The 24,306-nt window shown below is 55.5% G+C and carries 23 protein-coding genes; 13 read left to right on the forward strand and 10 right to left on the reverse strand.

Annotated elements, in window-relative coordinates; translation table 11 throughout:
- Nucleotides 1-50 precede the first annotated feature (50 nt).
- Both B2U47_RS05325 and B2U47_RS05330 read left to right on the forward strand, forming a co-directional pair.
- Entirely contained in the window at nucleotides 51-929 is an 879-nt protein-coding gene (locus tag B2U47_RS05325; RefSeq protein WP_296681683.1) for an SPFH domain-containing protein, read from the forward strand.
- Entirely contained in the window at nucleotides 926-1,375 is a 450-nt protein-coding gene (locus B2U47_RS05330; RefSeq protein ID WP_296681685.1) for an NfeD family protein, read from the forward strand. Before B2U47_RS05325 ends, B2U47_RS05330 begins: the two co-directional genes overlap by 4 nt.
- Here B2U47_RS05330 and nadA read toward each other — a convergent pair.
- On the reverse strand, nucleotides 1,372-2,424 hold the full coding sequence (gene nadA / locus B2U47_RS05335) for a quinolinate synthase NadA (protein ID WP_296681687.1): 1,053 nt from the start codon (nucleotides 2,422-2,424) through the stop codon (nucleotides 1,372-1,374). The genes B2U47_RS05330 and nadA overlap by 4 nt on opposite strands.
- A 184-nt stretch (nucleotides 2,425-2,608) precedes the next feature.
- Between nadA and B2U47_RS05340 the strand changes: the two genes are divergently transcribed.
- From B2U47_RS05340 to B2U47_RS05350, 3 genes are all read left to right on the forward strand, one after another.
- Nucleotides 2,609-3,640, forward strand: coding sequence for a bifunctional nicotinamide-nucleotide adenylyltransferase/Nudix hydroxylase (locus B2U47_RS05340; protein ID WP_296681688.1), 1,032 nt, complete (start codon nucleotides 2,609-2,611; stop codon nucleotides 3,638-3,640).
- An 88-nt stretch (nucleotides 3,641-3,728) separates the two neighbouring features.
- A complete protein-coding gene (locus B2U47_RS05345) occupies nucleotides 3,729-5,111 on the forward strand; it encodes a nicotinate phosphoribosyltransferase (RefSeq protein ID WP_296681690.1) in 1,383 nt (460 codons plus the stop codon).
- Nucleotides 5,108-5,389 carry a hypothetical protein gene (locus B2U47_RS05350; RefSeq protein ID WP_296681691.1) on the forward strand — a complete coding sequence of 94 codons (282 nt, stop codon included), beginning with the start codon at nucleotides 5,108-5,110 and terminating at the stop codon, nucleotides 5,387-5,389. Before B2U47_RS05345 ends, B2U47_RS05350 begins: the two co-directional genes overlap by 4 nt.
- 8 nt (nucleotides 5,390-5,397) lie before the next feature.
- Here the strand turns inward: B2U47_RS05350 and mnmE are convergent, their stop codons facing one another.
- From mnmE to rpmH, 4 genes are read right to left on the reverse strand one after another with little or no spacing between them, the layout of a single operon-like run.
- Nucleotides 5,398-6,738: a tRNA uridine-5-carboxymethylaminomethyl(34) synthesis GTPase MnmE gene (mnmE, locus tag B2U47_RS05355; protein WP_296681693.1), complete on the reverse strand. Its 1,341-nt coding sequence runs from the start codon at nucleotides 6,736-6,738 to the stop codon at nucleotides 5,398-5,400.
- A gap of 57 nt (nucleotides 6,739-6,795) precedes the next feature.
- A complete protein-coding gene (gene yidC / locus B2U47_RS05360) occupies nucleotides 6,796-8,466 on the reverse strand; it encodes a membrane protein insertase YidC (RefSeq protein ID WP_296681694.1) in 1,671 nt (556 codons plus the stop codon).
- 26 nt (nucleotides 8,467-8,492) lie between these two features.
- Nucleotides 8,493-8,897 carry a ribonuclease P protein component gene (gene rnpA, locus B2U47_RS05365; RefSeq protein ID WP_296681696.1) on the reverse strand — a complete coding sequence of 135 codons (405 nt, stop codon included), beginning with the start codon at nucleotides 8,895-8,897 and terminating at the stop codon, nucleotides 8,493-8,495.
- Between the two features lie 4 nt (nucleotides 8,898-8,901).
- Nucleotides 8,902-9,036 (reverse strand): 50S ribosomal protein L34, encoded by a 135-nt coding sequence (gene rpmH / locus B2U47_RS05370; protein ID WP_296681697.1) that lies wholly within the window; start codon nucleotides 9,034-9,036, stop codon nucleotides 8,902-8,904.
- 233 nt (nucleotides 9,037-9,269) lie between these two features.
- Between rpmH and dnaA the strand changes: the two genes are divergently transcribed.
- From dnaA to B2U47_RS05410, 8 genes are all read left to right on the forward strand, one after another.
- The gene (gene dnaA, locus B2U47_RS05375; RefSeq protein WP_296681699.1) at nucleotides 9,270-10,631 is read left to right on the forward strand and encodes a chromosomal replication initiator protein DnaA; all 1,362 of its coding nucleotides are present in this window, start codon (nucleotides 9,270-9,272) and stop codon (nucleotides 10,629-10,631) included.
- Between the two features lie 223 nt (nucleotides 10,632-10,854).
- Nucleotides 10,855-11,964 (forward strand): DNA polymerase III subunit beta, encoded by a 1,110-nt coding sequence (gene dnaN / locus B2U47_RS05380; RefSeq protein WP_296681701.1) that lies wholly within the window; start codon nucleotides 10,855-10,857, stop codon nucleotides 11,962-11,964.
- Nucleotides 11,965-11,982: 18 nt separating this feature from the next.
- On the forward strand, nucleotides 11,983-13,077 hold the full coding sequence (gene recF, locus B2U47_RS05385; RefSeq protein WP_296681703.1) for a DNA replication/repair protein RecF: 1,095 nt from the start codon (nucleotides 11,983-11,985) through the stop codon (nucleotides 13,075-13,077).
- A gap of 31 nt (nucleotides 13,078-13,108) precedes the next feature.
- Nucleotides 13,109-15,532 carry a DNA topoisomerase (ATP-hydrolyzing) subunit B gene (gene gyrB / locus B2U47_RS05390; protein ID WP_296684041.1) on the forward strand — a complete coding sequence of 808 codons (2,424 nt, stop codon included), beginning with the start codon at nucleotides 13,109-13,111 and terminating at the stop codon, nucleotides 15,530-15,532.
- A gap of 8 nt (nucleotides 15,533-15,540) precedes the next feature.
- Complete coding sequence (locus B2U47_RS05395) at nucleotides 15,541-17,577, forward strand: M3 family metallopeptidase (RefSeq protein ID WP_296681707.1); 2,037 nt, start codon at nucleotides 15,541-15,543, stop codon at nucleotides 17,575-17,577.
- Nucleotides 17,574-18,341, forward strand: coding sequence for an exodeoxyribonuclease III (gene xth / locus B2U47_RS05400; protein ID WP_296681708.1), 768 nt, complete (start codon nucleotides 17,574-17,576; stop codon nucleotides 18,339-18,341). Before B2U47_RS05395 ends, xth begins: the two co-directional genes overlap by 4 nt.
- Nucleotides 18,338-18,805 carry a hypothetical protein gene (locus tag B2U47_RS05405; RefSeq protein WP_296681710.1) on the forward strand — a complete coding sequence of 156 codons (468 nt, stop codon included), beginning with the start codon at nucleotides 18,338-18,340 and terminating at the stop codon, nucleotides 18,803-18,805. Before xth ends, B2U47_RS05405 begins: the two co-directional genes overlap by 4 nt.
- A gap of 281 nt (nucleotides 18,806-19,086) precedes the next feature.
- Nucleotides 19,087-20,196: a hypothetical protein gene (locus B2U47_RS05410; RefSeq protein ID WP_296681711.1), complete on the forward strand. Its 1,110-nt coding sequence runs from the start codon at nucleotides 19,087-19,089 to the stop codon at nucleotides 20,194-20,196.
- Here B2U47_RS05410 and B2U47_RS05415 read toward each other — a convergent pair.
- Genes B2U47_RS05415 through B2U47_RS05435 form a run of 5 tightly spaced genes read right to left on the reverse strand, consistent with a single transcriptional unit; the run spans nucleotide 20,193 to nucleotide 24,294 of the window.
- Nucleotides 20,193-20,729 carry a gamma carbonic anhydrase family protein gene (locus tag B2U47_RS05415; protein WP_296681713.1) on the reverse strand — a complete coding sequence of 179 codons (537 nt, stop codon included), beginning with the start codon at nucleotides 20,727-20,729 and terminating at the stop codon, nucleotides 20,193-20,195. The two genes, B2U47_RS05410 and B2U47_RS05415, sit on opposite strands and share 4 nt — an antisense overlap.
- On the reverse strand, nucleotides 20,726-21,748 hold the full coding sequence (locus B2U47_RS05420) for a M14 family metallopeptidase (protein ID WP_296681714.1): 1,023 nt from the start codon (nucleotides 21,746-21,748) through the stop codon (nucleotides 20,726-20,728). The genes B2U47_RS05415 and B2U47_RS05420 overlap by 4 nt, the downstream gene beginning before the upstream one ends.
- Before the next feature lie 11 nt (nucleotides 21,749-21,759).
- Nucleotides 21,760-23,181, reverse strand: coding sequence for a glutamate--cysteine ligase (locus B2U47_RS05425; RefSeq protein WP_296681716.1), 1,422 nt, complete (start codon nucleotides 23,179-23,181; stop codon nucleotides 21,760-21,762).
- A gap of 60 nt (nucleotides 23,182-23,241) precedes the next feature.
- Nucleotides 23,242-23,493 (reverse strand): YcgL domain-containing protein, encoded by a 252-nt coding sequence (locus tag B2U47_RS05430; protein ID WP_296681717.1) that lies wholly within the window; start codon nucleotides 23,491-23,493, stop codon nucleotides 23,242-23,244.
- A gap of 3 nt (nucleotides 23,494-23,496) precedes the next feature.
- On the reverse strand, nucleotides 23,497-24,294 hold the full coding sequence (locus B2U47_RS05435) for a hypothetical protein (protein WP_296681719.1): 798 nt from the start codon (nucleotides 24,292-24,294) through the stop codon (nucleotides 23,497-23,499).
- Nucleotides 24,295-24,306 lie beyond the last annotated feature (12 nt).

Consider the following 24,306-nt stretch of genomic DNA (forward strand, 5'->3'; position numbering starts at 1 on the left):
CTGGTGTTAGATACCAACAACAAATCTACTGCATCAGCAAGGAGCCATTCATGACTGAATTTGCCATCGCCGTTCTGGTCTTTATCGCCGCACTCATCTTCATGGGTGTGAAAATGGTACCGCAAGGCTACAACTACACCGTCGAGCGCTTTGGGCGTTACGTTTACACCCTGCAACCGGGGCTTGGTTTGCTGGTTCCGGTCATCTATCAGGTTGGGCGCAAGGTCAACATGATGGAACAGGTGCTCGACATCCTGCCGCAACAGGTCATTACTGCCGACAACGCCAACGTCAATATCGACGGCGTAGTGTTCTATCAGGTATTTGATCCAGCCAAGGCATCGTATGAAGTCGCCAACCTGAACAACGCCATCCTCAATCTGGTGATGACCAACCTGCGTTCCGTGTGCGGTTCGCTGGAACTCGACCATTTGCTCAGCAAGCGGGATGAAATCGGTGCGCGAGTGCTGGCAATTGTCGACGAAGCCACCAACGCCTGGGGCGTGAAAGTACTGCGTGTCGAAATCAAGGACATTGAGCCACCCGCCGAACTGGTACGCGCCATGAACCTGCAAATGACTGCCGAACGCCAGAAACGCGCCCAGATCACCGAAGCACAAGGTAAAAAGGAAGCACAAATCCTCGAAGCTGAAGGCGCGAAAACCGCCGCCTTCCTGCGTTCCGAAGCCCGCGAACGTGAAGCCCTCGCCGAAGCCAAAGCTACCCAGATGGTTTCCAAAGCGGTAGCAGAAGGGGATGTGCAAGCCCTCAACTACTTCGTCGCGCAAAAATACGTGGAAGCCCTGGGCAAGTTTGCCGACTCCAACCAGCAGAAAACCATTTTCATGCCGATGGACACCAGCGGTCTGATGGGTTCCATTGGCAGCATCAATGAGTTGTGGAAAGCCATGAAGGATGCCAAGTCATGAATGTAACCGTCAGTATTGAATTCTGGCACTGGCTGATTTTCGGAACACTGCTAATGGCGCTGGAAGTGCTGGCTCCGGCTATGGTGCTGATGTGGTTCGGGTTCGGCGCGATGGTAGCCGGTATTGCCCTGTGGGTTTTTCCTGCCATGCCTCTGGGTTTGCAAATTCTGATCTTTGCGCTGGTGTCATTGGTCAGTGTATTTGGCTGGCGCAAGTCACGTTTCCGTGAGGAAAACGTGGCATCTGATAGCCCCGACCTCAACAACCGCCTGCATAGCCACATCGGCAAGGAATACGTGCTGACCGAAGCCATCATCAATGGGCGGGGAGCCATGCGCGTGGGCGATACTGCCTGGCGGGTACGCGGCGCTGACCTGCCTGCCGGAACACGGGTTCGCGTCACCGGCGTGGATGGGGTCATCTTTACGGTGGAAAAATCCGCTTAGCCCCGGCGCATTTTGGCAAAATCCAGCATCCGTTGTGTGGAGCGCAAGGCTTGCACGCGGATGCTTTCCTCCACGAAAATCTCGTTATTGCCGGTTTCCAGCACCTTGAGCAGGTTGTGCAGACCATTCATCGCCATCCACGGGCAATGGGCGCAACTCCGGCAGGTTGCACCTTCCCCCATAGTGGGGGCGGCAATGAATTCCTTGCCGGGGGCAGCCTGTTGCATCTTGTAGAAAATCCCGCTGTCGGTTGCCACGATGAAACGCTGGTGCGGCAAGGTCTGGGCAGCCTTGATCAGTTGGGAAGTGGAACCGACCGCATCCGCCAGTTTGATGATTTCCTGCGGTGATTCGGGGTGTACCAGCACACCGGCATCGGGGTATTTTTCAATCATGTCCCCCAAAGCACGAAACTTGAACTCATCATGCACCACACAGGCTGCTTGCCATAACAGCATGTCTGCACCCGTGATGCGCTGGATGTAATTGCCCAGATGCTTGTCCGGTGCCCAGAGGATTTTCTTGCCCTGTTCATCCAGCCATGTGACCAGTTCCACCGCAATGCTGGACGTGACCACGTAATCGGCACGGGCTTTGACTTCGGCACTGGTGTTGGAATACACCACCACGGTACGGTCAGGGTTGGCATCACAAAACGGGATGAATTCGGCAGCAGGGCATTCCAGATCCAGCGAGCATTCGGCTTCCAGCGTTGGCATCAGCACGCGCTTTTCCGGGTTGAGGATTTTGGCGGTTTCGCCCATGAAACGCACACCCGCCACAATCAGGGTTTTCGCCGGGTGTTCGTTGCCGAATTTCGCCATGTCGAGCGAGTCGGAGACGTAACCGCCGGTTTCTTCCGCCAGTTCCTGCAAGTCGCGTTCAACATAGTAGTGCGCTACCAGCACCGCATCCTGCTCTTTCAGCAACTGTTTGATTCTGGCTTTGACTTCGGCTTTCTGTTCCGGGCTGTAGTGCGGGTTGAGGGATTCGATGTAAGCCGTGCGCGGGGCTTTGATCAAGGGGATGGCGGGTGTTTTGGCGGTCATGCTTGTTACCTGTTATGTCATGGCAGGTGTCAAGCATGGGGGAGAACGGGGCGGGATTCAAGCAGGACACACCAACAAAATTGCCGCACGACCAACGGGGGTTGACAGACAAGTCGCAACAGCGTTTACTTTGAGCATTCCCGGATAGACCGGGGACAACGTTCGCAGTAAGGAGCTTACTGACATGTTCAAACCTGATTTCGATTTTCTGGTCTTCATTGGCCGGTTTCAGCCATTTCATGCAGGCCACCAGGTCGTGGTGGAAACCGCGTTGCAGCGTGCCGAGCGCGTCATTGTGCTGGTCGGCTCGAGTTGCCAGCCACGTACCTTGCGTAACCCGTGGACATTTGCCGAACGCGAGCAGTTTATCCGTGCCGCTTTCCCTGAAGCAGGCGACCGCTTGATCCTTGCACCATTGCTGGACGACACCTACAACGAGCAAGGCTGGATTACCCGCGTGCAACAAAGCGTGCATGGCATCGCTTGCCGTTTCCCCCCCAAAGTAGGCAGTGCAGCACCACGTATCGGCTTGATCGGACACAGCAAAGACCACAGTTCCTATTACCTGTCGATGTTCCCGCAATGGCAATCAGTCGCGGTGGATAACGTGCGTGGCTTGTCGTCGACACCGTTGCGCGAACAGTATTTCCAGCACGGTACAACCAGCGGAGACATGCCACCTGCGATGCAAACCTGGCTGGCAACCTTCCGCGAATCCGACACCTTTCGGCACATCGCCAGTGAGTGGGAATTCATCAGTCAGTACCGCAAGGGTTGGGAAGCCGCGCCTTACGCACCAACGTTTGTGACCGTGGATGCGGTGGTGGTACAAGCTGGGCACATCTTGCTGATCGAACGCAAAGCCCGCCCCGGCAAAGGGCAATGGGCATTACCCGGTGGTTTCCTTGACCCGCACGAAAAGCTGCGCGATGCGGTGATTCGTGAATTGCGTGAAGAAACCCGCATCAAAGTACCAGCACCCGTGTTGGCAGGGTCGATTGTGAAAGAGCAGGTATTTGACGACCCCTACCGTTCGGCACGTGGGCGCACCATTACCCATGCGTTCCTGATTGAACTCAAGCCGGATGCACACGGTTTGCCGAAAGTGAAAGGCGGTGATGATGCGCAACACGCTTTCTGGGTTCCGCTCGGCGATCTCGATCCTGAACGGCTGTTTGAAGACCATTTTCAGATTATTAAGACGATGATTGGGTAAAACCCCTCACCCCCTCTCCCTCAAGGGGCGAGGGGTAAAACAGTGGCAGATAGACTGCCACTCATGTAACAACACAGGAGGATTTCCTATGTTCACTAACTTGATTCTCAACACCGACAGCTACAAAGCCAGCCACTTTTTGCAATACCCAGCAGGGACGCAAGTGGTGTCATCCTACATCGAGTCACGCGGCGGGCAATTTCCGCACACGCTATTCTTTGGCTTGCAGGCGTTTATCAAGGAATACCTGCTCAAGCCTGTCACCACAGCGGATATTGATGAGGCAGAGGCAGTGTTTGCCGCGCACGGCGTACCGTTTTTCCGTGAAGGCTGGGAACAGATTGTGCAGCAACACGGCGGTTTCTTGCCCATTGAAATCGAAGCCTTGCCCGAAGGCATGATTGTCCCCACCGGCAATGCGTTGGTACAAATCCGCAATACTGACCCGCAAGCGTTTTGGCTGACCTCGTATCTGGAAACCGCATTGCTGCGGGCGGTGTGGTATCCCACCACCGTTGCCACGCTGTCATGGCAGGTGAAGCAAAGCATTCGCCAAGCCCTCGAAGCGACTTGCGACAATCCAATGGTGGAGTTGCCGTTCAAGCTGCATGATTTCGGCGCACGCGGGGTGTCTTCGCACGAATCCGCCGCCCTCGGTGGCATGGCGCATTTGGTCAATTTCATGGGTAGCGATACGGTCGTGGCATTGCTGGCTGCACGCAAGTATTACGGCGCGGACATGGCGGGCTTTTCGATCCCGGCGGCAGAACATTCCACCATCACCGCATGGGGACGTGAAGGCGAAACCGATGCTTACGCCAATATGCTGCAACAATTCGGGCAGGCGGGGAAAATACTCGCGGTGGTATCCGATTCCTACGACATTTACCACGCCGTTTCTGAGATTTGGGGCAAGCAATTGCGGGCGCAGGTGGAACGCAGCGGTGCTACCGTGGTGATCCGCCCCGATTCCGGTGTGCCAGAAGACATCGTGCCGGAGGTATTGGAACGTTTGTATGCGGAATTCGGCGGGCGCGTAAACAGCAAGGGCTACAAAGTGTTGAGCGATTGCGTGCGGGTGATTCAGGGCGATGGGGTGGATGTGGATTCCATCGGCGTGATTTTGCAACGCATCCAACAGGCAGGCTTTTCCACCGAAAACGTGGCGTTTGGCATGGGCGGCGGGCTACTACAGAAAGTCAACCGCGATACCTTGCGCTTTGCGATGAAGGCTTCCGCGATGCAAATCAATGGCGCGTGGCGCGATGTGTATAAACAGCCCATTACCGATTCCGGCAAAAACTCCAAACGCGGACGGCTGGCGGTGATTAAGGATGCGGGCGTAATCAAGACTGTCCGCGAGGATGCGCTGTCGTGGGAAAGCAACTGCTTACGCCCGGTATTCCGCAACGGCGAGTTGTTGGTGGATGACGATTTTGACGTGATTCGCACACGGAGTAACCAAGCATGAAACACACCCATACCCTCAAAAACTACCAAGGCAGCCCGGAACAATTAGCCGAGGAAATCGGTGATTTGTTTTACGATTCACTCGCAGATTTACTGCAACTACTGAGTGAGAAACTCCAGCGGGATGCGAATGCCGACCTTGCGCGGCAACGCTTCAAACTGGGCGGGCATTTGCAGGAATGTAGCCTGCACCTGGAACGTGCCTCTCATGAGATTCAACGGGCATGGCACATTTGTGAACCGCATGTTCCCCAGGAATACCGGCGTGCACAGGAATGAAAAAGGGTCTACTTGCCGATACAGAAAGAACTGAAGATTTCCCCCAGTAAATCATCCGGCGTGAACCTACCCGTAATCTGACCCAGTGCATCCTGCGCCAGTCGCAGTTCCTCCGCCATCAGTTCCCCGGCGTTGAACTCGCGCAACTGGAATTCGGCACGCTCGACGGCAGTCTGGGTGTCTTCCAGTGCCTGGAGGTGGCGGCGGCGGGCAATGAATGTGTCTTCCGCCTCACCTTGATAGCCCATGCGGGTTTTCAGTTCGGTACGCAATGCATCCATACCTTGGGCATGTTTGGCGGAAATGTAGATATGTTCGCCCTGCTTGCCGGGCTGCTTGCCGCTCAAGTCCACTTTGTTATGCACGGTAATGCGCGGCAGGTGCGGGGGCAGGCGAGCCAGTATGACTGCATTTTCCGGTTCGTCATGACGGGTATCGTCCACCAGCAGCAGGATCAGGTCAGCTTTGGTGATTTCTGCCCAGGCGCGTTCAATACCGATCTTTTCCACCGGGTCATCGCTATCACGCAAACCGGCAGTATCCACGATATGCAACGGCATTCCATCCAGATTGATACGCTCGCGCAACACATCGCGGGTGGTTCCGGCAATATCGGTGACAATGGCGGTTTCCTGCCCGGCGAGTGCATTCAGCAGGCTGGATTTGCCCGCATTCGGTCTGCCAACAATGACCAGATGCATCCCGTCGCGCAACAGGCTGCCTTGGCGGGCTTTCTGGAAAATGATTTGTAACTGCTGCCTGATGCTTTCCAGCCGTCGAGTCACTTCATTATCCGCGAGGAAATCAATTTCCTCATCGGGGAAATCGAGAGCGGCTTCCACATACACGCGCAATTCAATCAGGCTGGTGAGCAGGGTATTGACTGCGCTGGAAAACTCACCCTGCAAGGAACGCAGGGCAGAACGTGCTGCCTGTTCCGACCCCGAATCAATCAGGTCGGCAATCGCTTCCGCCTGTGCCAGATCCAGCTTGTCATTGAGGAAGGCACGCTCGGAAAATTCACCGGGACGAGCCAAGCGTGCACCCAATTCCACACAGCGCTTGAGCAACATGTCGAGCACCACCGTGCCGCCATGCCCTTGCAGCTCCAACACATCTTCGCCGGTAAAGGAATGCGGAGCAGGGAAATACAGTGCGATACCATCATCCAGTGACGTGCCATCCGCCGCCTTGAACAAGCGGTGTACAGCTTGACGCGGGGAGGGAAGTGATCCGAGGATGGCAGCCGCGAGTTCAGGGACGCGCTGCCCGGAAATACGGATAATCCCGACCCCACCCCGCCCCGGCGGCGTAGCTACGGCTGCGATGGTGTCGGAATTGTTCCACATGAAACATGCTCTCTTACCCCCTCTCCCCTTGAGGGAGAGGGTTGGGGTGAGGGGTACTTAGGCGTGCCCGACGATTTTCTTGTTGATGTACCACTGCTGAGCCATCGACAGAATATTATTCACCACCCAGTACAGCACCAGACCAGCAGGGAACCACAGGAACATCACGGTGAAAATGACCGGCATGAACTGGAAGATTTTCTGCTGCATCGGGTCAACCTGCGGCGGGTTGAGCAGTTGCTGGAAGTACATGGATGCCCCCATGATGACCGGCAGCACGAAATAAGGATCCATGATGGACAAGTCCTTGTACCACAACAGCCACGGAGCCTGACGCAATTCCACGCTTTCCAGCAGCACCCAGTACAAACCCATGAAGACCGGAATCTGGATCAGGATCGGCAGGCAGCCACCCAGCGGATTGATTTTTTCCTTGCGATAAATTTCCATCATCGCCTTTTGCTTGCCTTGCGGGTCATCAGCAAAACGTTCGTTGATTTCTTTCAGCTTGGGGGAAACCGCCTTCATCTTCGCCATCGACTTGTAACTCATGGCGGAAGGGTAGAAGAACAACAGCTTGATGATGATGGTCAGGAAAATGATCGTCCAACCCCAGTTACCCACCACTTTGTGGATCATTTGCATCAGCCAGAAAATCGGCTTGGAAATGAACGCAAAAATCCCGTAATCCACTGTCAGGTCAAGAGCATCGGCAATACCTGCCAGCGTATCCTGATCCTTCGGCCCAACGTAAAAACCGCTTTTAAACACACCGGTTGCACCGGGAGCAACCTGCTGTACCGGGCTGCGCATTCCCAGCACGTATCCTTTGGTTCCTTGGTTCTGCGTCACCATGCTGTAGTACTGGCCTTGCTGGTCACGCGGGGGAATCCAAGCACTCAAAAAATAGTGCTCCTGCATCGCCACCCAGCCACCTGTGATGGTTTCATCCAGCTTCTTTTCATCCATATCGCTGAAAGACAGCTTCGCGTATGCCCCCTCATGGTAATAGGCAGCACCGGTATAAGCATACACACCAAACAGGCTACTGCCTTCGGCTACATGACCATGTTTGAGCTGACGGTACTCGGTAGCACTCCAGACATTGCCGGAACCGTTTTTGACCTCGTGTTCTACATCCACCAGGAAGCTGCCACGCTTGAATACGAAGCGCTTGGTGACGGTCACGCCGTTTGCCCCTTGCCAGGTCAGTGGCACAACCAGTTCATTCTGCCCATCCGCCAGCTTGTATTCATTCTGGGCTGCGGTATAGGTTGCCAGATGGTCAGGTGCAAGGGTTTTGGCATCCTGACCTTCCACCGCCAGATGTTGCAGACCGGATTGTGCCACGTAGTTACGCCCGTTCATGTCAAGAATCCTGACTGGCTTATCAGCCTGTTCCAGACTGACCGGGTAAGTTGGCAAATCGGCTTCCAGCACTTCACCACCACGGGTGTTGATGCGCAGCACCAGTGTATCGGTACGCACAGTCACCACCTGACCACCACCGCTTTCACCGGAAACCGGCACGGCAGCATTCCCCGGCAGAGCAGGGACACTTCCCTGTACCGGTACATCCTGGGCAGCATTTGCCCCCGCCGCTGGTGCAGCACCGCTGGTTGCGACAGTCGGTTCAGGTTTGGGAGCATGATCCTGTTGCCATGTCGTCCAAATCAGGAACAGCATGAATAACAGGGTGAGGTACAGGAAAGGACGTTGCGAATCCATGGGTAATGCAATCCGGTTATTGGCAGTTAGGGGAGGGCAGGGTCTTGGGTCTGCCCGGACCCGGCAGAGTATAGCTTGTGCAAGCGCAACCATAAACCTTCCAGTTGCTGGAAAAGTTCGGAATTGCTCATGGTCAGAACATCAGAACGGCACATGACCACCAGATCGACCGCAGGCAATTGGGACAAATGCTGGCGGAAACTTTCCCGTATCAGCCGACGGATACGGTTGCGTTCATGGGCGCGACGCAGAGCTTTCTTGGCAATGGCCATGCCCAAACGGGGGAACCCCAGTGAATTGGCAGCGGCGCGCGCATTCAGCCCATTGGCGTGTAGGCGTTTGCCGTGCTGGAAAACCCGCTGGAATTCAACCCCACGGGTCAGGCGTACACAACGCGGAAACCCGCCAGCCGCTAGCTTGCCTGCCTCCAAAATCTTACGGGATCAGGCGGGCACGGCCTTTGGCACGGCGGGCACTCAGGACTTTACGCCCATCAGCAGTGGCCATACGGGCGCGAAAACCGTGGGTACGGGCACGATGCAGATTGCTTGGTTGGAAGGTTCTTTTCATGACAAATCACCAATTAATTCAGAAAATCGTTCGTTGGTCGCCCCGAAAAAAAGTTTTGCAATCGCGGGCAGCCAAAAAGGTGAGGCAGGATAAGGAATTGCAGCGTTTTTGTCAACACGGTGATCAACTCCTGTGGCTAGCTTGTGCTTGTGGATAACTCTGACGGACGTCTATAATCAAGGTTTCCAAACGCACCCATTCACCCGTTTCAACCACCTTGGAACCGCCTTTTTATGCTCTGGCAACAATGCTTACAACAATTGGAACAGGAAGTCCCTGACCACGAAATCAGTACCTGGCTGCGCTCCCTGCACGCCATCGAAAAACGCAACGCCATGTATTTGCTGGCTCCCAACACCATTGTCCTGCAACAGGTGCATGAAAATTACCTGCCACGCATCCTGTTTCACGCCCGCATCATCAGCGGTGACAACGCCTTTGATGTCCTGCTGCAAATTGGCTCATCCAGCCAGATGCAACCACAGGCACAACAGGAAGCTCCCAAACCGCCAATACTCAACAATCAACTGCACACCTTTGTACCTACGCCTGCCCCAGCCAGCGAGCGGTTTGCCAATGCACTCAACCCGCGCATGACCTTTGCCAATTTCGTGGAAGGCAAATCCAACTCACTGGCCTGTGCGGCTGCCCAGCAGGTCGGCGATAACCCGGATACCAGTTACAACCCGTTATTCATCTACGGTGGTGTTGGGCTGGGTAAAACCCATCTGATGCACGCTATCGGCAATCGTGTGCTAGAACACAACCCGAATGCACGGGTCATTTATGTTTATGCGGAACGTTTCGTCAACGACATGATTTCAGCCATCCGCAGCAACCGTATGGAAGAATTCAAGCTGCATTACCGCAGCGCTGATGCCTTGCTGATTGATGACATCCAGTTCTTTGCGGGCAAAGACCGTTCCATGGAAGAATTCTTCCACACCTTCAATGCCCTGCTGGAAGGACAAAAGCGCATCATCCTCGCCAGTGACAAATTCCCCAAGGATCTTGAAGGTATCGAAGACCGCCTCAAGACCCGTTTCAACTGGGGTTTGACCGTACAGATCGAATCGCCGGATCTGGAAACCCGTGTCGCCATCCTGCGCAAAAAAGCCGAGGACGCCGGGTTGCGCTTGCCCAACGATGTGAGCTTTTTCATCGGCAAGCGTTTTCATTCCAATATCCGCGATCTGGAAGGGGCTTTGCAGCGAGTTATCGCCAGTATGCGCCTCAAATGCATTACCCAGGTGACGATGGATTTCGTGCAGGATGCCCTGCGTGACCAGTTGGCCAGCCAAGACAAACTGGTGTCGATTGCCAATATAAAAAAAGCGGTAGCTCAGTACTACAATATCCGGGTTAACGACCTGGATTCCAAAAGCCGTACCCGCTCACTGGCGCGTCCACGTCAAATTGCGATGGCACTGACCAAGGAACTGACCAACCACAGCCTGCCAGAGATTGGAGAGGAATTTGGGGGGCGCGACCATACCACTGTCCTGCACGCTTGCCGCAAAGTGGTGGAATTGCGGGAATCCACCCCCAAGCTGGACGAGGAGTACCGTATCCTGCTACGTACTCTAACAAGCTGAGGATAAGCACCCTGACAAGTCCTGGGGCATCCTGTGGATAATCTGTTTATGGAAATTCATCCACAGGATACTGACAGGAAAAGTGCTATCCGAGACACAGGTTTATGCTTGTGGATAATATTACTAAAAACCTGAAAAATCATATAGATGGTCATGTTATCCACAATCAGGCAATCCTCTTATTACGATTACTATTTTTTAAATATACAAGATAGATAAAGATATGAAGCTGACTCAAACCCGTGAACACCTGCTTGAATCCCTACAAGCCACTCTGGGAGCCATTGAAAAACGGCACACAGCTCCGATTCTGGAAAATGTATTGCTACGAATTGAAGGCAACCAGTCCTTTTGGCGTGGAACGGATCTTGAACTGGAAATAGCCACCCAGACACCAGTGATGGATGGCTCCAATGGTGCAATTACCCTACCCGCCCGCAAGTTGGCAGACATTTGCAAATCCCTGCCTGCCGAAAGCATTGTCAACATTGAAATACAGGACGACAAACGCGCCCGTATCACCTCAGGTCGTAGCCGCTTTGAACTCGCTACCCTGCCCGCCAGTGAATTTCCTGAACTAGAAGACATTGGTGAAATGCACAGTTTTACCTTGCCGGAAAAGCAGCTTAAACACCTGCTGGATGGCACAGCATTCGCCATGGCCAATCAGGATGTGCGCTATTACCTCAATGGCATGTTGTTGGATGTAACTCCAGACGGTGTGCGTACCGTGGCTACGGATGGGCATCGCCTAGCACTGGCATTTCACAATGAAACCATGGATGGGGTGGAACAGTCCCGCCAACTGATCATTCCGCGCAAGGGGGTTCTGGAGTTGTCACGTTTGCTGCGGGGTGACTCACAAGTACCCGTACAGGTACAGGCCAGTCAGAACCATCTGCGGGTACAACTTGATAATCTGCGTTTTACTACCAAGTTGGTGGATGGGCGTTACCCTGACTACCGTGCGGCCGTTCCCGGCGGTGGGCAAATCCAGGTGGATCTTGACCGCAAATCTTTCAAGGACATGCTCAACCGGGTGGCGATCCTGTCCAATGAAAAATTCCGAGGGGTACGTTTGTCACTGAGCGAAAACCTGTTACAGGTACAGGCACACAACCCGGAACAGGAAGTAGCTACGGATGAACTGGATGTGGCTTATACCGGCAATGATTTCAGCATCGGTTTCAACGTCACTTACCTGCTGGATGCGGTTAATCATCTGGAAGGCGAGACCCTGCGTTTGTTCTGCAATTCACCGGAAACTAGTGCCTTGCTGACAGATCCGGTCGATGACAGTTTGCGCAATGTCATTATGCCCATCCGCCTGTAAGCACAGGAACCCACCCACGTGTGGTTGAGCAGGCTATCGGTCAGTAATTGCCGCATTGTTGCTGATACCGGGTTGGAACTGGCACAACATGCCAATGTCCTGTTCGGAGACAATGCTTCCGGCAAATCCAGCTTGCTGGAGGCACTGGCGGTATTGTCGCGTGGGCGTTCCTTCCGCACTCCGCGCATTGCCGATCTGATCCGGCGCGGAGCAAGCGAGCTGACCGTCAGTGCCAAAGTGGAAAACGGCATTGCCGGAGATAGTTACCCGATTGGTATCAGCAAAACCAGTCAAGACACCCGTATTCGTATCAACCACGCTGATGTACAGCAACAGGCTGAACTCAGCAGCCACTTGCCCCTGACTCTGATTCACCCCGGTTCGGTGGAACTGGTCACAGGCAGCCCTGCCCTGCGACGTGCTTTCCTCGATTGGATCGCCTTTTACCGTTTTGCTGATTTTAATCAGGCATGGCGCAACTATCAGCGTATACTCAGGCAGCGCAATGCCTGCCTGCGTGATCCGGGACAACGCTACGCTCTACCGCAGTGGACGGAACAACTGCTTGCCTTGCAACCTGTACTGTACCGGTACAGGGTACAGGCCTTGCAAGCACTACAAGCTGACCTGCAAATCAGTGTGGCTTTGCTGGAGGGGGCAGGAATGCCGCACTTGCAACTGGGCAGTGGTTTCCCAGGGAGTGTGGATGCAGAAGATGTGGAATCCCTGCGGCATTTTTTCCACGACAAGCGGGAGCAGGAACTCAAACAGGGTTTCAGCCTGTACGGAGCACATCGTGCCGATTTGCACATCTTACTGGAAGGTATTCCGGCAACACGGGTGGCTTCACGCGGACAACTAAAACTGCTGGCAGTCAGCCTGTTGCTGGCACAGAGTCATGCGGCTGCCGAGACGGACACAAAACGCGGTATAATCGCCATCGACGACCTGGCTTCAGAACTGGATGAGACAAACCTGCAAGCGTTATACAATACGTTGCGCATGACACAGCAACAACTGATCATTACCGGCACTCACCCCGACCCACTACGGCAACGGTTTGCTGATGCCCGTTTGTTTCACGTGAAACACGGGCAGGCTAGCCAGCAGTGAGGCCGTTTTTCATTTTAGGAATGGATACGACATGACGGATAACAACACCTACGATTCCTCGAACATCAAGGTTCTCAAAGGGCTGGAAGCGGTACGCAAACGCCCCGGTATGTATATCGGCGACACCGATGATGGTACTGGTTTGCACCACATGGTCTTCGAGGTGGTGGATAATGCCATCGACGAAGCCCTCGCTGGTTACTGCTCGGAAGTCAAAGTGGAACTATTCAGTGATGGCTCGGTGAAGGTATCCGATGACGGGCGTGGTATTCCGGTCGACATCCATCCTGAAGAAGGACGCTCGGCGGCGGAGGTTATCATGACCATCCTGCACGCAGGCGGCAAGTTTGATGACAACTCGTACAAAGTATCCGGCGGCTTGCACGGGGTTGGGGTATCGGTGGTGAATGCTCTTTCCGACGAACTGGAATTGACCATCCGCCGCAATGGCAAGCTCTACCGGCAGGTTTACCATCTGGGCGAACCGGAAGCGCCACTGGCTGAAATCGGTGACAGCACGGGTACGGGAACAGCAGTACGCTTTCACCCTAGCCCCACGATCTTCACCCAGACCGAATTCCACTACGACATCCTCGCCAAGCGCTTGCGCGAGCTGTCGTTCCTCAACTCCGGGGTACGCATCCACCTGATTGACCGCCGGGGTGAAGGCCGCGAAGACGTGTTTGAGTACGAAGGTGGCATCAAGGCGTTCGTGCAGCACCTCAACCGCAACAAGAACCCAATCCACACCAACATCATCTATTTCAGCACCGAACAGGATGGCATGGGGGTGGAAGTCGCCCTGCAATGGAACGACTCCTATCAGGAAAACGTGTTCTGTTACACCAACAATATCCCGCAGCGCGATGGTGGTACGCATTTGTCCGGTTTCCGCGCTGCCCTCACCCGTACCCTCAACAGCTACATCGAGGAGGCGGGTCTGGCGAAAAAGGAAAAAGTCAGCCCGACGGGTGACGACTCCCGCGAAGGTTTGACTGCCGTGTTGTCGGTGAAAGTACCCGACCCCAAGTTCTCCTCCCAGACCAAGGACAAACTGGTATCTTCCGAAGTCAAGGGCGTGGTCGAAGCGGCCATGAACGACAAACTGGCCGAATTCCTGCTGGAAAACCCCGGCGAGGCCAAACTGGTGGCAGGCAAGATGATCGAAGCTGCCCGCGCCCGCGAAGCCGCCCGCAAGGCGCGTGAAATGACCCGCCGCAAAGGGGCTTTGGACATTGCTGGCCTGCCCGGCAAACTGGCGGATTGTCAGGAAAAAGACCCTGCCCTGTCCGAACTGTTTCTGGTGGAAGGGGACTCGGCGGGCGGTTCCGCCAAGCAAGGGCGTGATCGCCGCACCCAGGCGATCCTGCCGCTCAAGGGCAAGATCCTCAACGTCGAGAAGGCGCGTTTCGACAAGATGATCAGTTCGCAGGAAGTCGGCACGCTCATCACCGCCCTCGGCTGTGGCATCGGGCGCGAGGAATACAACCCCGACAAACTGCGTTACCACCGCATTATCATCATGACCGACGCCGATGTGGACGGCTCCCACATCCGTACCCTGCTGCTGACCTTTTTCTACCGGCAGATGCCGGAGCTGGTTGACCGTGGCTACATCTACATTGCTCAGCCACCGTTGTACAAGGTTAAGCGCGGCAAGCAAGAGCAATACGTCAAAGACGACAGCGAAATGGAACGCTACCTGTTGCAACTGGCACTGGATGAATCGCGCCTGCATCTCAACAGCGCCTCCCCCGCCATTAGCGGAGAAGCTCTGGAAACCCTGGTGCGCCAGTACAATGCCGTCAAACAGGTGATTGCCCGCCTGTCACGCCGCTATGACCGCAACTTGCTGGAAGCCATGCTGTTTGAATCGCTGCCCTCTGCGGAAGATGTCAACCACATCAGTGCCGAATCGTTTGCAAGCTGGGTAGCAACAGCCATTGCCACCCTGAATGCTGGGGCTACTGGCGCACGCACCTATTCCAGCGTATTAAACAAGGTGGATGACAGCGCGTGGACAGTGGAAGTCAATCGCCGCCAGCATGGACTGGATCACCGCATCGAACTCGACCGCGATTTCTTCCTGATGCCGGAAACCAAATTGCTGCTCAAAGCCAACCGCGAGCTGGATGGGCTACTCGGTGACGGAGCAATGATCATGCGTGGTGAACGTAAACAGGATGTGACCCGTTTCGACCAAGTGGTGGAGTGGTTGATGAAAGAAGCCAACCGTGGCTTGCAAATCAGCCGTTACAAAGGCTTGGGTGAAATGAACCCTGACCAGTTGTGGGAAACCACCCTCAATCCAGAAAGCCGTCGTTTGATGCAGGTCAGGATCGAAGATGCCATCGCCGCCGATGAAGTGTTTACCACTCTGATGGGTGATGAAGTTGAACCCCGCCGGGATTTCATCGAAAAGAACGCGCTGTCGGTTAGCAATCTGGACGTGTGAGGTTTCACGTGAAACAAGACAACCCCTTGCTGGATAACAGCAAACTGCCGCTATGGTCACAGATCAAGCCGGAGCACATCACCCCCGCGCTGGATGTGGTACTACAGGAAAACCGCGACTGGCTGCAACAAGCTCTTACAGTTGATACCCGTTTCACGTGGAACAATCTGGTAGCGCCGCTGAACGAAGCCAGCAACTGGCTAGAACGCACTTGGTCGCCCGTCAGTCACCTGAATGCGGTGGTCAACACCGATGAATTGCGCAAGGAATACAACAGCAACCTGCCACGCTTGAGTGATTATCACACCGAGATGGGGCAAAACGCCGCTTTGTATGCTGCTATCCGCAGCATCCGTGCACAGGATGACACCTTGGACAGTGCCCAACAAAAAAGCCTTGATGATAGTCTGCTGGGTTTCAAACTTTCTGGTGTCGCCCTACCCGAAGCACAGAAAGAACGCTTCCGCGAGATCAGCCAGCAGTTGTCACAACTCAATTCGCGTTTCTCCGACAATGTGCTGGATGCCACCAATGCGTGGGTCAAGCAGATTACCGATGTGACGGAACTGGCAGGTTTGCCAGAGTCGGCACTGGAGATGGCAGCGCAAACTGCCAAGCAACGCGACATGCAAGGCTGGGTACTGACCCTGCAATTCCCTTCCTATTTCCCGGTGCTGACCTATGCCGATAACCGCGCACTGCGGGCGGAAATGTACCGTGCCTACACTACTCGTGCCTCTGAGTTGGGGGCCAACCCGGACTGGGACAACACGGCAGTGATGCGCGACATCCTGCGCTTGCGCCAGGAAGAAGCTGCCCTGCTCGGCTACGCCAATTACGCCGAACTGTCACTGGCGACCAAGATGGCGGAAAGCCCGCAGCAGGTGCTGGAGTTCCTTGCCGACCTCGCCCACAAGGCCAAGCCGTTTGCCGAACAGGAATTTGCCGAAGTCGGCGAATTTGCCCGTACTCTCGGCATTGACGAGGTAGAGGCGTGGGATGTGGCCTATGTCTCGGAAAAGATGAAACAGGCACGCTTCGATTTCAGCGAAGAAGACTTGAAGCCCTACTTCTCTGCTGACCGCGTGATCAGTGGTTTGTTTACACTGGTGGAAAAGCTGTTTGGGGTACGCATTGAGCAGCAACAGGCGCATATTGACCTGTGGCACAGTGATGTGCGTTTCTATCTGGTGTATGACCGTACCGGTACGGTGCAAGCGTGTTTCTACCTGGATTTGTATGCCCGCCAACACAAGCGCGGTGGGGCGTGGATGAGCGATTTCTGCGGGCGTTTCCGCCGTCAGGATGGCCTGCAAATCCCGGTGGCGTTCATGACCTGCAATGGTAGCCCGCCGGTGGGTGACAAACCTGCACTGTTTACCCACGATGAAGTCGTCACCCTGTTCCATGAATTCGGGCATGGCCTGCACCACATGCTGACGCAAGTGGATTACCCTGACATCGCTGGGATCAACGGGGTGGAATGGGATGCAGTCGAGTTGCCCAGCCAGTTCATGGAAAACTGGTGCTGGGAACGCAGCGTGCTGGACATGATTGCCGCCCACTGGCAAACGGGTGAACCGTTACCGGAAAATCTCTACCAAAAAATGCAGGCCGCCCGCCATTTCCAGACCGCGATGGCCACCGTGCGCCAACTGGAGTTTGCCCTGTTCGACATGCGTTTGCACCTTGACCCGCAGGCAGCAGAACCGGGCAGGCTGGAAGCAATCCGCGCCGAGGTGCAGCAACAAGTGGCGGTGATCAAGCCCCCCGTTTTCAACCGGATGCCACACAGCTTCACCCATGTATTCGCGGGCGGCTACGCTGCCGGTTACTACAGCTACAAATGGGCGGAAGTGCTGTCCGCCGATGCTTTTGCCCGTTTCGAGGAGGAAGGCTTGTTTAATGCCGGGGTCGGTGAGGCCTTCCTTAACGAAGTGTTGGCGGTGGGTGGTTCACGCAAGGCGATGGAATCATTCGTCGCGTTCCGGGGGCGCAAGCCCAGTGTCGATGCCCTGCTGCGCCATAACGGGCTGGCGGTATGAAGATTGCTACCTGGAATGTCAATTCCCTGCGGGTACGCCTGCCGCATGTGCTGCAATGGCTGGCGGCAGCGCAACCGGATGTGCTGGCTATTCAGGAAACCAAAACGGTTGACGAACAGTTCCCGTTGGCAGAGATTGAGGCCGCAGGTTACCAAGCCGTCTTTGCCGGGCAGAAGACCTATAACGGGGTGGCCATCCTCAGCAAATCCCCCGCTACTGAGATTGTCACCGATATTCCGGGACTGGATGACCCGCAACGTCGTATCCTCGCCGCCACCATTGACGGTATCCGCGTGGTGGATTTGTACGTGGTCAACGGTTCCGAAGTCGGTTCCGACAAGTACGCCTACAAGCTCGACTGGCTGGCGAAAGTGACCGCATGGTTGCAACAGCAAGCGGTGCAGTACCCGAAGCTGGTGGTGCTGGGTGATTTCAATATTGCCCCGGAAGACCGTGACGTGCATGACCCGGCGGCGTGGGCGGGGCAAATCCTCTGTTCCGCACCGGAGCGCACGGCCCTGCAAGCCATTCAGGCTCTGGGGCTGAGTGATGTATTCCGCCAGTTTGAACAGGCGGAGAACAGTTTTAGCTGGTGGGATTACCGTGCGGCTGGTTTTCGTCGTAACCTGGGCTTGCGCATTGACCTGATCCTTGCCAGCCAGACGCTAGCAGATGCCTGCACAAGTTGTGTGATTGACCGTGAACCACGTACCTGGGAAAAGCCTTCCGATCATACTCCCGTGATAGCGGAGTTTGTCGGGTGAAACCGTATCTGTTGCTGGGTGGGGGGCTGTTTGTGCTGGCGTTTGCCATTGGTGTATTCGTGCAGCGACCTGCTCCACCAGACGCTTTGCCCACACTTGCCCTGAAGCTGCAACAGCCGTGCAACCTGCGACAGGCAGCTTGTGAGGCAAGTAATAGCACCGGGCAACGTGTCCGTTTCCGCATCAACCCCAATACCATCCCGGTCATGCAGGAACTGCATGTGGAAGTGGCAACGGAGGGGATGACCAATATCCGTTCGGCCCGTATGACCGTGGAAGGGGTAAACATGTTCATGGGCTATCAGTTGGTTGATTTACAGGCAATTGCCGAAAATTTATTATCAGGCAAGCTGATTCTACCTATTTGTACTCAGGAAAAAATGCAATGGAAGGCATTGCTTGAAATAAATACAGATACCACCCGTCTGCTGGCTAGCTTCCCCTTTGAGTCTGCAAAAGACTGATTCCATTGTTTCCCGTCAACTTTTTCTTCATTCGCGCGTTAGTCGGCATTAGCTTGATCCGTCAGGCGTAAAAAACCTTTGGCTCGTCGGTTTCAGATTGTTATTGCGCCCATAATATCATTCCATTGGGAATGTGTCAGAACGCGGTATAGATTCAACATGAACGGGCATAACAACAGCGAACCGTCGCGCACGTATACGGTAATTAGCCTATTTTTTAAAAAAAACAGACAGGGGTATGGGGATCAGCCCCCGCAATGCGCTGAGCAAGGATTGCTTTTATGATCACCAAAACACCGTTGGCGAAAGTGGCAAGCCCGTTGTTGTTGCTTGCCATGAGTCTGGTCAGCACGTCAGTGCTGGCACTTTCCAGTGATTACGAACATACCGGTACAAACCAACAGGCGAGTGGTTTGTGGGGAGGCTTGTCCGCATGGGTGGGTGAATGGTTGCCGGAAGTTGATGCCAGTCGCCCCGGTTTCCGCTGGATTGAAACCACCCAGGTGCAACAGGATGCCCGTCAGACAGGTAAACCACCAGCGCTGGATGTGTACGCAGGATTGATACCTTATCAGCGTGTGGTTGCGCCTGGTGGTATGTTCCGCCGCTTTGAACATGGGCCTGCCGCCTCTTTCAATGGTGGACAGGCACACAGCCCGGACAAGCCTTACCTGCCGACAGACCAGAACCTGTCATTGCAGGCAAATATTCCTGACGACCTGTTCGTTCCCGATAGCGAAATCGTGTGGCTGATCCGCCCGTTGCAGGGCGGTGTCGAGCGTGAATTGTTCGGGCGGAATTTGCATTTGTCCTTGCCGGATGGTGTCTACGAGGTGCTGTTGCGGATAGGGGCATATGAAGAACGCGCCCGTGTGGAGGTTGACCGGGGGCGTATGGCCACCCCCTATTTTGCTACTAATATCGGGCGTTTGCGGGTCAGCAGCGCTGCGCCTGCCAACTGGGACGTTTTCCTTATGCAAGGAGCAGCGCCCACGCACCGGGTGCTGGGGCGCACTGATAGCCAGCAGATCAACCGGATTGTGCCCGCAGGCGAGTTTGAGGTGGTAGCTACTATCAATGATGCCAGCCAGCGGGTACGCATCCGGGTCGGGCGTGGGGCAACTTCTGATGCTAGCCTGAGTGTACCTACCGGGCGGATCAATCTAGTGGCAACACTGGGTAATGTGCCTGCCATGCGCCCTATGCAGTGGCGGTTGTTCCGCTTGGATGGCGGGCGGCGGGAAGTCGCTTCGCCCACCCGTCACAGCGCCACTCTGGTAGTAGCACCGGGGCATTACGAAGCCATTGCCAGTCTGAATGGGCGGGAACGGCGACGTGAATTCACCGTCCGGCAGGGTTCTGATAATAGCGTTGTGCTGGCAATGGATTAGGCGATGTCAGCAGTGCGTTGCGCGACCTTAGCGTAATAACTGGCGGAATAACTGAAATAGGCACGTTCCTTGTCCGTAAGCGGACGTGCTTGTTTCACCGGGTTTCCCACATACAGATAGCCACTTTCCAGCCGTTTGCCGGGGGGAACTAGGCTACCCGCGCCGATCATCACTTCATCCTCTACTACTGCCCCATCCAGCACGATTGCGCCCATGCCGATCAGACAGCGATTGCCGATGGTACAGGCGTGCAATACCGCGCGATGCCCGATGGTCACTTCATCCCCAATGAGCAGTGGGCGGCCTTCCGGGGTGGAATAGATGCCGCCATGCGTGACATGCAGCACTGAGCCATCCTGCACATTGGTCAGCTTGCCAATGCGGATGTGGTTGATGTCGCCGCGTACTACGGCTGTCGGCCATACCGAAGAGCCTTCGCCCAGCGTGGTTTGCCCGCTCACATAGGCCATCGGGTCAACGTAGGCAGTCGGGTGGATGTCAGGGGTATGGTTTTCAAAGTTCTTGATGGTCATGGCGCACTATCCAAAGGTAAACGTTTCATCAGGTAACACAGGCAATCCTGGCGGATGATGATCTCATCCAAGGTCAGCATCGCGGGCATCAGTGCCTGTTTGAGCCGGATGCTGCTGTGGTCGCGGGTGAAGAAATGTTCCCCGACTTCCACGTTTTCATCATCCCAGGCGTGCAGACGCGCTGTCGGGTGGGTGGTGCTGGCAAATGCCGTTCCGGCGGGCAGTTCCGAGAAATTATACTGGTCGAGTGCAGGCAACAGGTGAATGTCGGCTGCCGGGTCGTTGAAACTGAAGGTATGGTTTTCCGGCAAGGTGACTCGTGCCACAGTCTGGTAAATGTTGATGTCGTGTGCGGGCAGCGGGTGGTCGGGCAATTCCTGCAAATGCAAGGCAGCGTCGAGGAATTCCAGCACATGCTCTACCCCGTGTGCCACGCCCGGTTTGCCGCATTCGATGGTAATTGCCGGGCAATGTTGCGCCATTGCCATCGACTGTACCCCGCGCGGGGTTTCAAAATAGACCACGATGTTGGCGAATAGCCGTGCCAGTTGCAGCGAACGGTTATCCAGCACATTGACGCAGCCGTAATGCGGGTTTTTGCCGGTGTTATTGTGTACGTCGATGCTAGCAAACATGCCTTTGCTTGCCATGATGTCGGTCACTTGCTGCATCAGGTGGGTTTCTTCGCAGTCTTCCAGCTCGGTGCTCGGCCACACCCGGTTATAGTCGGGCTGACCTTCCAGTCGCCGCAGCCCGAACGTCGCTGCTTCAATATTGCCGAAAAATACCGACAGGGAACGTGGCAACGGTTGGCTCTGGTACTTGTGCAGCAATTGCTGGATGGCGAAAAAGCCGGTGTCTTCATTGCCATGCAGCAGCACTGAAATGAACAGGCGCGGTTCCCGCCTGCCTTCCAGATGTAGCAGCGTCGGGTTCGGCAGCAGGGTATGCAGTTCACGCGGGTTTTTCAGCGCGAAAAAGCCTTCCGGCAGGCTTTCCAGTTCGGTCAGTTGCAACATGGTGGTGTGTCTCAGGTATCCAGTGCCCAGGTGTGGACAGGGGTGTGAGTATGCTGCAAATGGGCGTAATCCAGCAACAGGCGTTCCACATTGCCTTGCACCTGTTGCAGATGGCGTTGCTGCCATACTGCCCCGGTTTGCCCGCTTTCGATACGGGCAGCAATGATGCTCAGGTAATGGCGGATGTCGGCATTGTCGATCCCCAATTGTTCCAGCCCTTCTGCTGCCAGTGGCAACAACTCATCCAGCATCAGGTGTTGTACCGACCATGCTTGCCGGTTCCAGCGCAGGTTTGCCCCCAGCCCCACCCGTGCGGCGTTGTAGAAATTTTCCCGCGCAGTGGCAAAGGCCATCGGTAACGGTTCCCCGGCACACAGTTGCGCTCCCAGGTATTGGGTCAGACCGTAGAACAGTGCGGCATTGGCAAGCATGTCGGGAACACTCGGGCCTGCGGGCAGGCTGCGGTGCTCGATGCGGATGTGGGGCTTACCATCCGGGTCGAAACCCACCAGCGGGCGGTTCCAGCGCCAGGTAACACCGTTGTGCAGGCGCAAATGGGCAAAGCGGCTGGCAGGCTTGTCCTGCACCATCGGTAACAGCACCGGGTAAATTGCCAGATTTTCCTCGAAACATTCCGCAATGCTCTTGTCGGCAAAACCGGAACCGAAACTGACCCGCGCCGGGTATTCACGCCCGGCATCCACCGCTTGCTCGAACACCGGAATGCGGGTTTCCTGCCACAAGGAACGCCCGAACAGGAACGGTGAATTGCCTGATACTGCCAGCACGGGTGCAGAGGCAATGATGGCAGCGTTGTAGAAATGGTGTGCCGTTTCCGCCGCCACTTGCATGTGTAGCTGGAACGAGGTGGTAGCCGCTTCCAGCATCACGCTGTCGTGGTGGATATGCAGGGATTCCTGCCCATCAATTTCCAGACGAATAGGCCGCCCGTGGCGTGACTTGAGGATTTCGGCATTCAGCGCATGGTAGCGGTTGGAATCGCTCATGCTCGCCAGGCAGAAATCGTCCTGCACACAACTGGGCAGGATGCCGATCAGTAATAGCCTGGCCTTGAGTTGTGCAGCGGTGGTGGTTGCCTGATCCAGCAAGCCGGTCAATGCCTGTTCAAATTCGCGCAGGGCAACACTGCCCAGTGGGCGTGGCGGGGTATTGAGTTCGATGTTGAAACGTGCCAGCTCGACCGTTGCCAGCGGGTTAGCCAGCGTTTGCAGAAACGCCTGGTTGCAGGCCAGCGGGCGGTAATGCGGGTCGGTCAGCCAGCCCTCCAACTCGAACCCGCCGACCGCAGAGGCACTGGAAAACTCGCCATTTTCCAACATCCGCCGCAACAGCCAAGTTTCAGCCTTCAGCCGTACTGCATATTCACGCCAGTCTTCAGGACTAAAATGATCGTGTGCAATCTCCTGCCCCATCGCTTACCTCCCGTAGCTTTCCTCTCATTATGCCACGTTCGGTTGCCGGGTGGCTTGATGCTAATCAGCCGACAGGTCTTCGTTCGGCGGTAATTGCAGGAAGAAACCGTTTTCGCGGATCACCCGCATGACTTCGCTGGCTTCCGCCTTGAGCATTAGGTTGCGTTCCGGGGTCAGGTCAAATTCAAAGGAGAATTCCGGTTCACCGAAGATTTTCAGCAAGCTGGCGGGGATGCGGGTAAACACCCCCTTTTCCGGCAACAACAGGAAGGAGCCGGGTTTGCGACGACTGCGGTAGACATGACATTGCATGGCTTATTCCCCCCCCTGCTTGCGGGTCATGATGGATGCTTCGCGGATGTCTGCCGTCTTGATGTCGAGTGTGACCAGACCGCCATCCTTGCGCTCTTCTAGGGTGATGTCTGTGCCAGAAGCGGCATTGATCTTGCCTTCGCGCTTGCGCCCGTCTTTTTGTACCAGCCGTATATATTTGCCATTGCTGTTGGCAAGCTGGCTAACTTCAATGGATTTGAACACCACATGGTACAAGGCACTGGCAGGTAAATCCTGGGCATCTGCCAATGGTGTGGCGGGTGTCGTGGCGACGGGGGCTGCCTGGGCTGGTGCTGCCGTTACAGCTACACTAGCGGCAGGCGCAGCCGGTTTGCTGGCAGCAGCGGGGGGTAATTCCAGCGGGGTGCTTGCCACCGCAGGGGCTGCTGGAACCGGAACTGCTGCCGGAGCCGGTTTGGCTCGTGCTTCCGCCGGGATGTCAATGGTATGGGTAACGCTGGCTGCTGGTGCTACTGGTGTGGCACTGGCTGTTTCCGGCGGGGTAATCTGCACGCCCAGTGATTGCGCCTGCTGGTAAAGTTGCTCGTTTGCCCCACCAAACCATGCCCCTGCTGCTAGCAAGACGCCGACAAAACCGCTGATCACCCAGCCGGAAACCTTGTGCCACAAGGATGGCAGGGTAAGGATATTGATTCCCGGCAACAAGGCAATCAGCCCTGTCAGGGGGTGGCGCTGGAAACCGGTAACAACCACCATCAGCCAGCCAATGACAAACAGCAGAATCCCCAACCCCAATGCGCCAAGCAGTACGTATTGCATCTGATTTCCTGA

It is taken from the genome of Thiothrix sp. UBA5583, assembly GCA_002425225.1.
GTDB lineage: Bacteria > Pseudomonadota > Gammaproteobacteria > Thiotrichales > Thiotrichaceae > Thiothrix > Thiothrix moscowensis.

Bases quoted from the DNA above. Each gene is read 5' to 3' on its own strand.
- B2U47_RS05325 (WP_296681683.1), top strand. From the start codon at position 51: ATGACTGAATTTGCCATCGCCGTTCTGGTCTTTATCGCCGCACTCATC.
- B2U47_RS05330 (WP_296681685.1), top strand. From the start codon at position 926: ATGAATGTAACCGTCAGTATTGAATTCTGGCACTGGCTGATTTTCGGA.
- nadA (WP_296681687.1), bottom strand. From the start codon at position 2,424: ATGACCGCCAAAACACCCGCCATCCCCTTGATCAAAGCCCCGCGCACG.
- B2U47_RS05340 (WP_296681688.1), top strand. From the start codon at position 2,609: ATGTTCAAACCTGATTTCGATTTTCTGGTCTTCATTGGCCGGTTTCAG.
- B2U47_RS05345 (WP_296681690.1), top strand. From the start codon at position 3,729: ATGTTCACTAACTTGATTCTCAACACCGACAGCTACAAAGCCAGCCAC.
- B2U47_RS05350 (WP_296681691.1), top strand. From the start codon at position 5,108: ATGAAACACACCCATACCCTCAAAAACTACCAAGGCAGCCCGGAACAA.
- mnmE (WP_296681693.1), bottom strand. From the start codon at position 6,738: ATGTGGAACAATTCCGACACCATCGCAGCCGTAGCTACGCCGCCGGGG.
- yidC (WP_296681694.1), bottom strand. From the start codon at position 8,466: ATGGATTCGCAACGTCCTTTCCTGTACCTCACCCTGTTATTCATGCTG.
- rpmH (WP_296681697.1), bottom strand. From the start codon at position 9,036: ATGAAAAGAACCTTCCAACCAAGCAATCTGCATCGTGCCCGTACCCAC.
- dnaA (WP_296681699.1), top strand. From the start codon at position 9,270: ATGCTCTGGCAACAATGCTTACAACAATTGGAACAGGAAGTCCCTGAC.
- dnaN (WP_296681701.1), top strand. From the start codon at position 10,855: ATGAAGCTGACTCAAACCCGTGAACACCTGCTTGAATCCCTACAAGCC.
- gyrB (WP_296684041.1), top strand. From the start codon at position 13,109: ATGACGGATAACAACACCTACGATTCCTCGAACATCAAGGTTCTCAAA.
- xth (WP_296681708.1), top strand. From the start codon at position 17,574: ATGAAGATTGCTACCTGGAATGTCAATTCCCTGCGGGTACGCCTGCCG.
- B2U47_RS05410 (WP_296681711.1), top strand. From the start codon at position 19,087: ATGATCACCAAAACACCGTTGGCGAAAGTGGCAAGCCCGTTGTTGTTG.
- B2U47_RS05415 (WP_296681713.1), bottom strand. From the start codon at position 20,729: ATGACCATCAAGAACTTTGAAAACCATACCCCTGACATCCACCCGACT.
- B2U47_RS05420 (WP_296681714.1), bottom strand. From the start codon at position 21,748: ATGTTGCAACTGACCGAACTGGAAAGCCTGCCGGAAGGCTTTTTCGCG.
- B2U47_RS05425 (WP_296681716.1), bottom strand. From the start codon at position 23,181: ATGGGGCAGGAGATTGCACACGATCATTTTAGTCCTGAAGACTGGCGT.
- B2U47_RS05430 (WP_296681717.1), bottom strand. From the start codon at position 23,493: ATGCAATGTCATGTCTACCGCAGTCGTCGCAAACCCGGCTCCTTCCTG.
- B2U47_RS05435 (WP_296681719.1), bottom strand. From the start codon at position 24,294: ATGCAATACGTACTGCTTGGCGCATTGGGGTTGGGGATTCTGCTGTTT.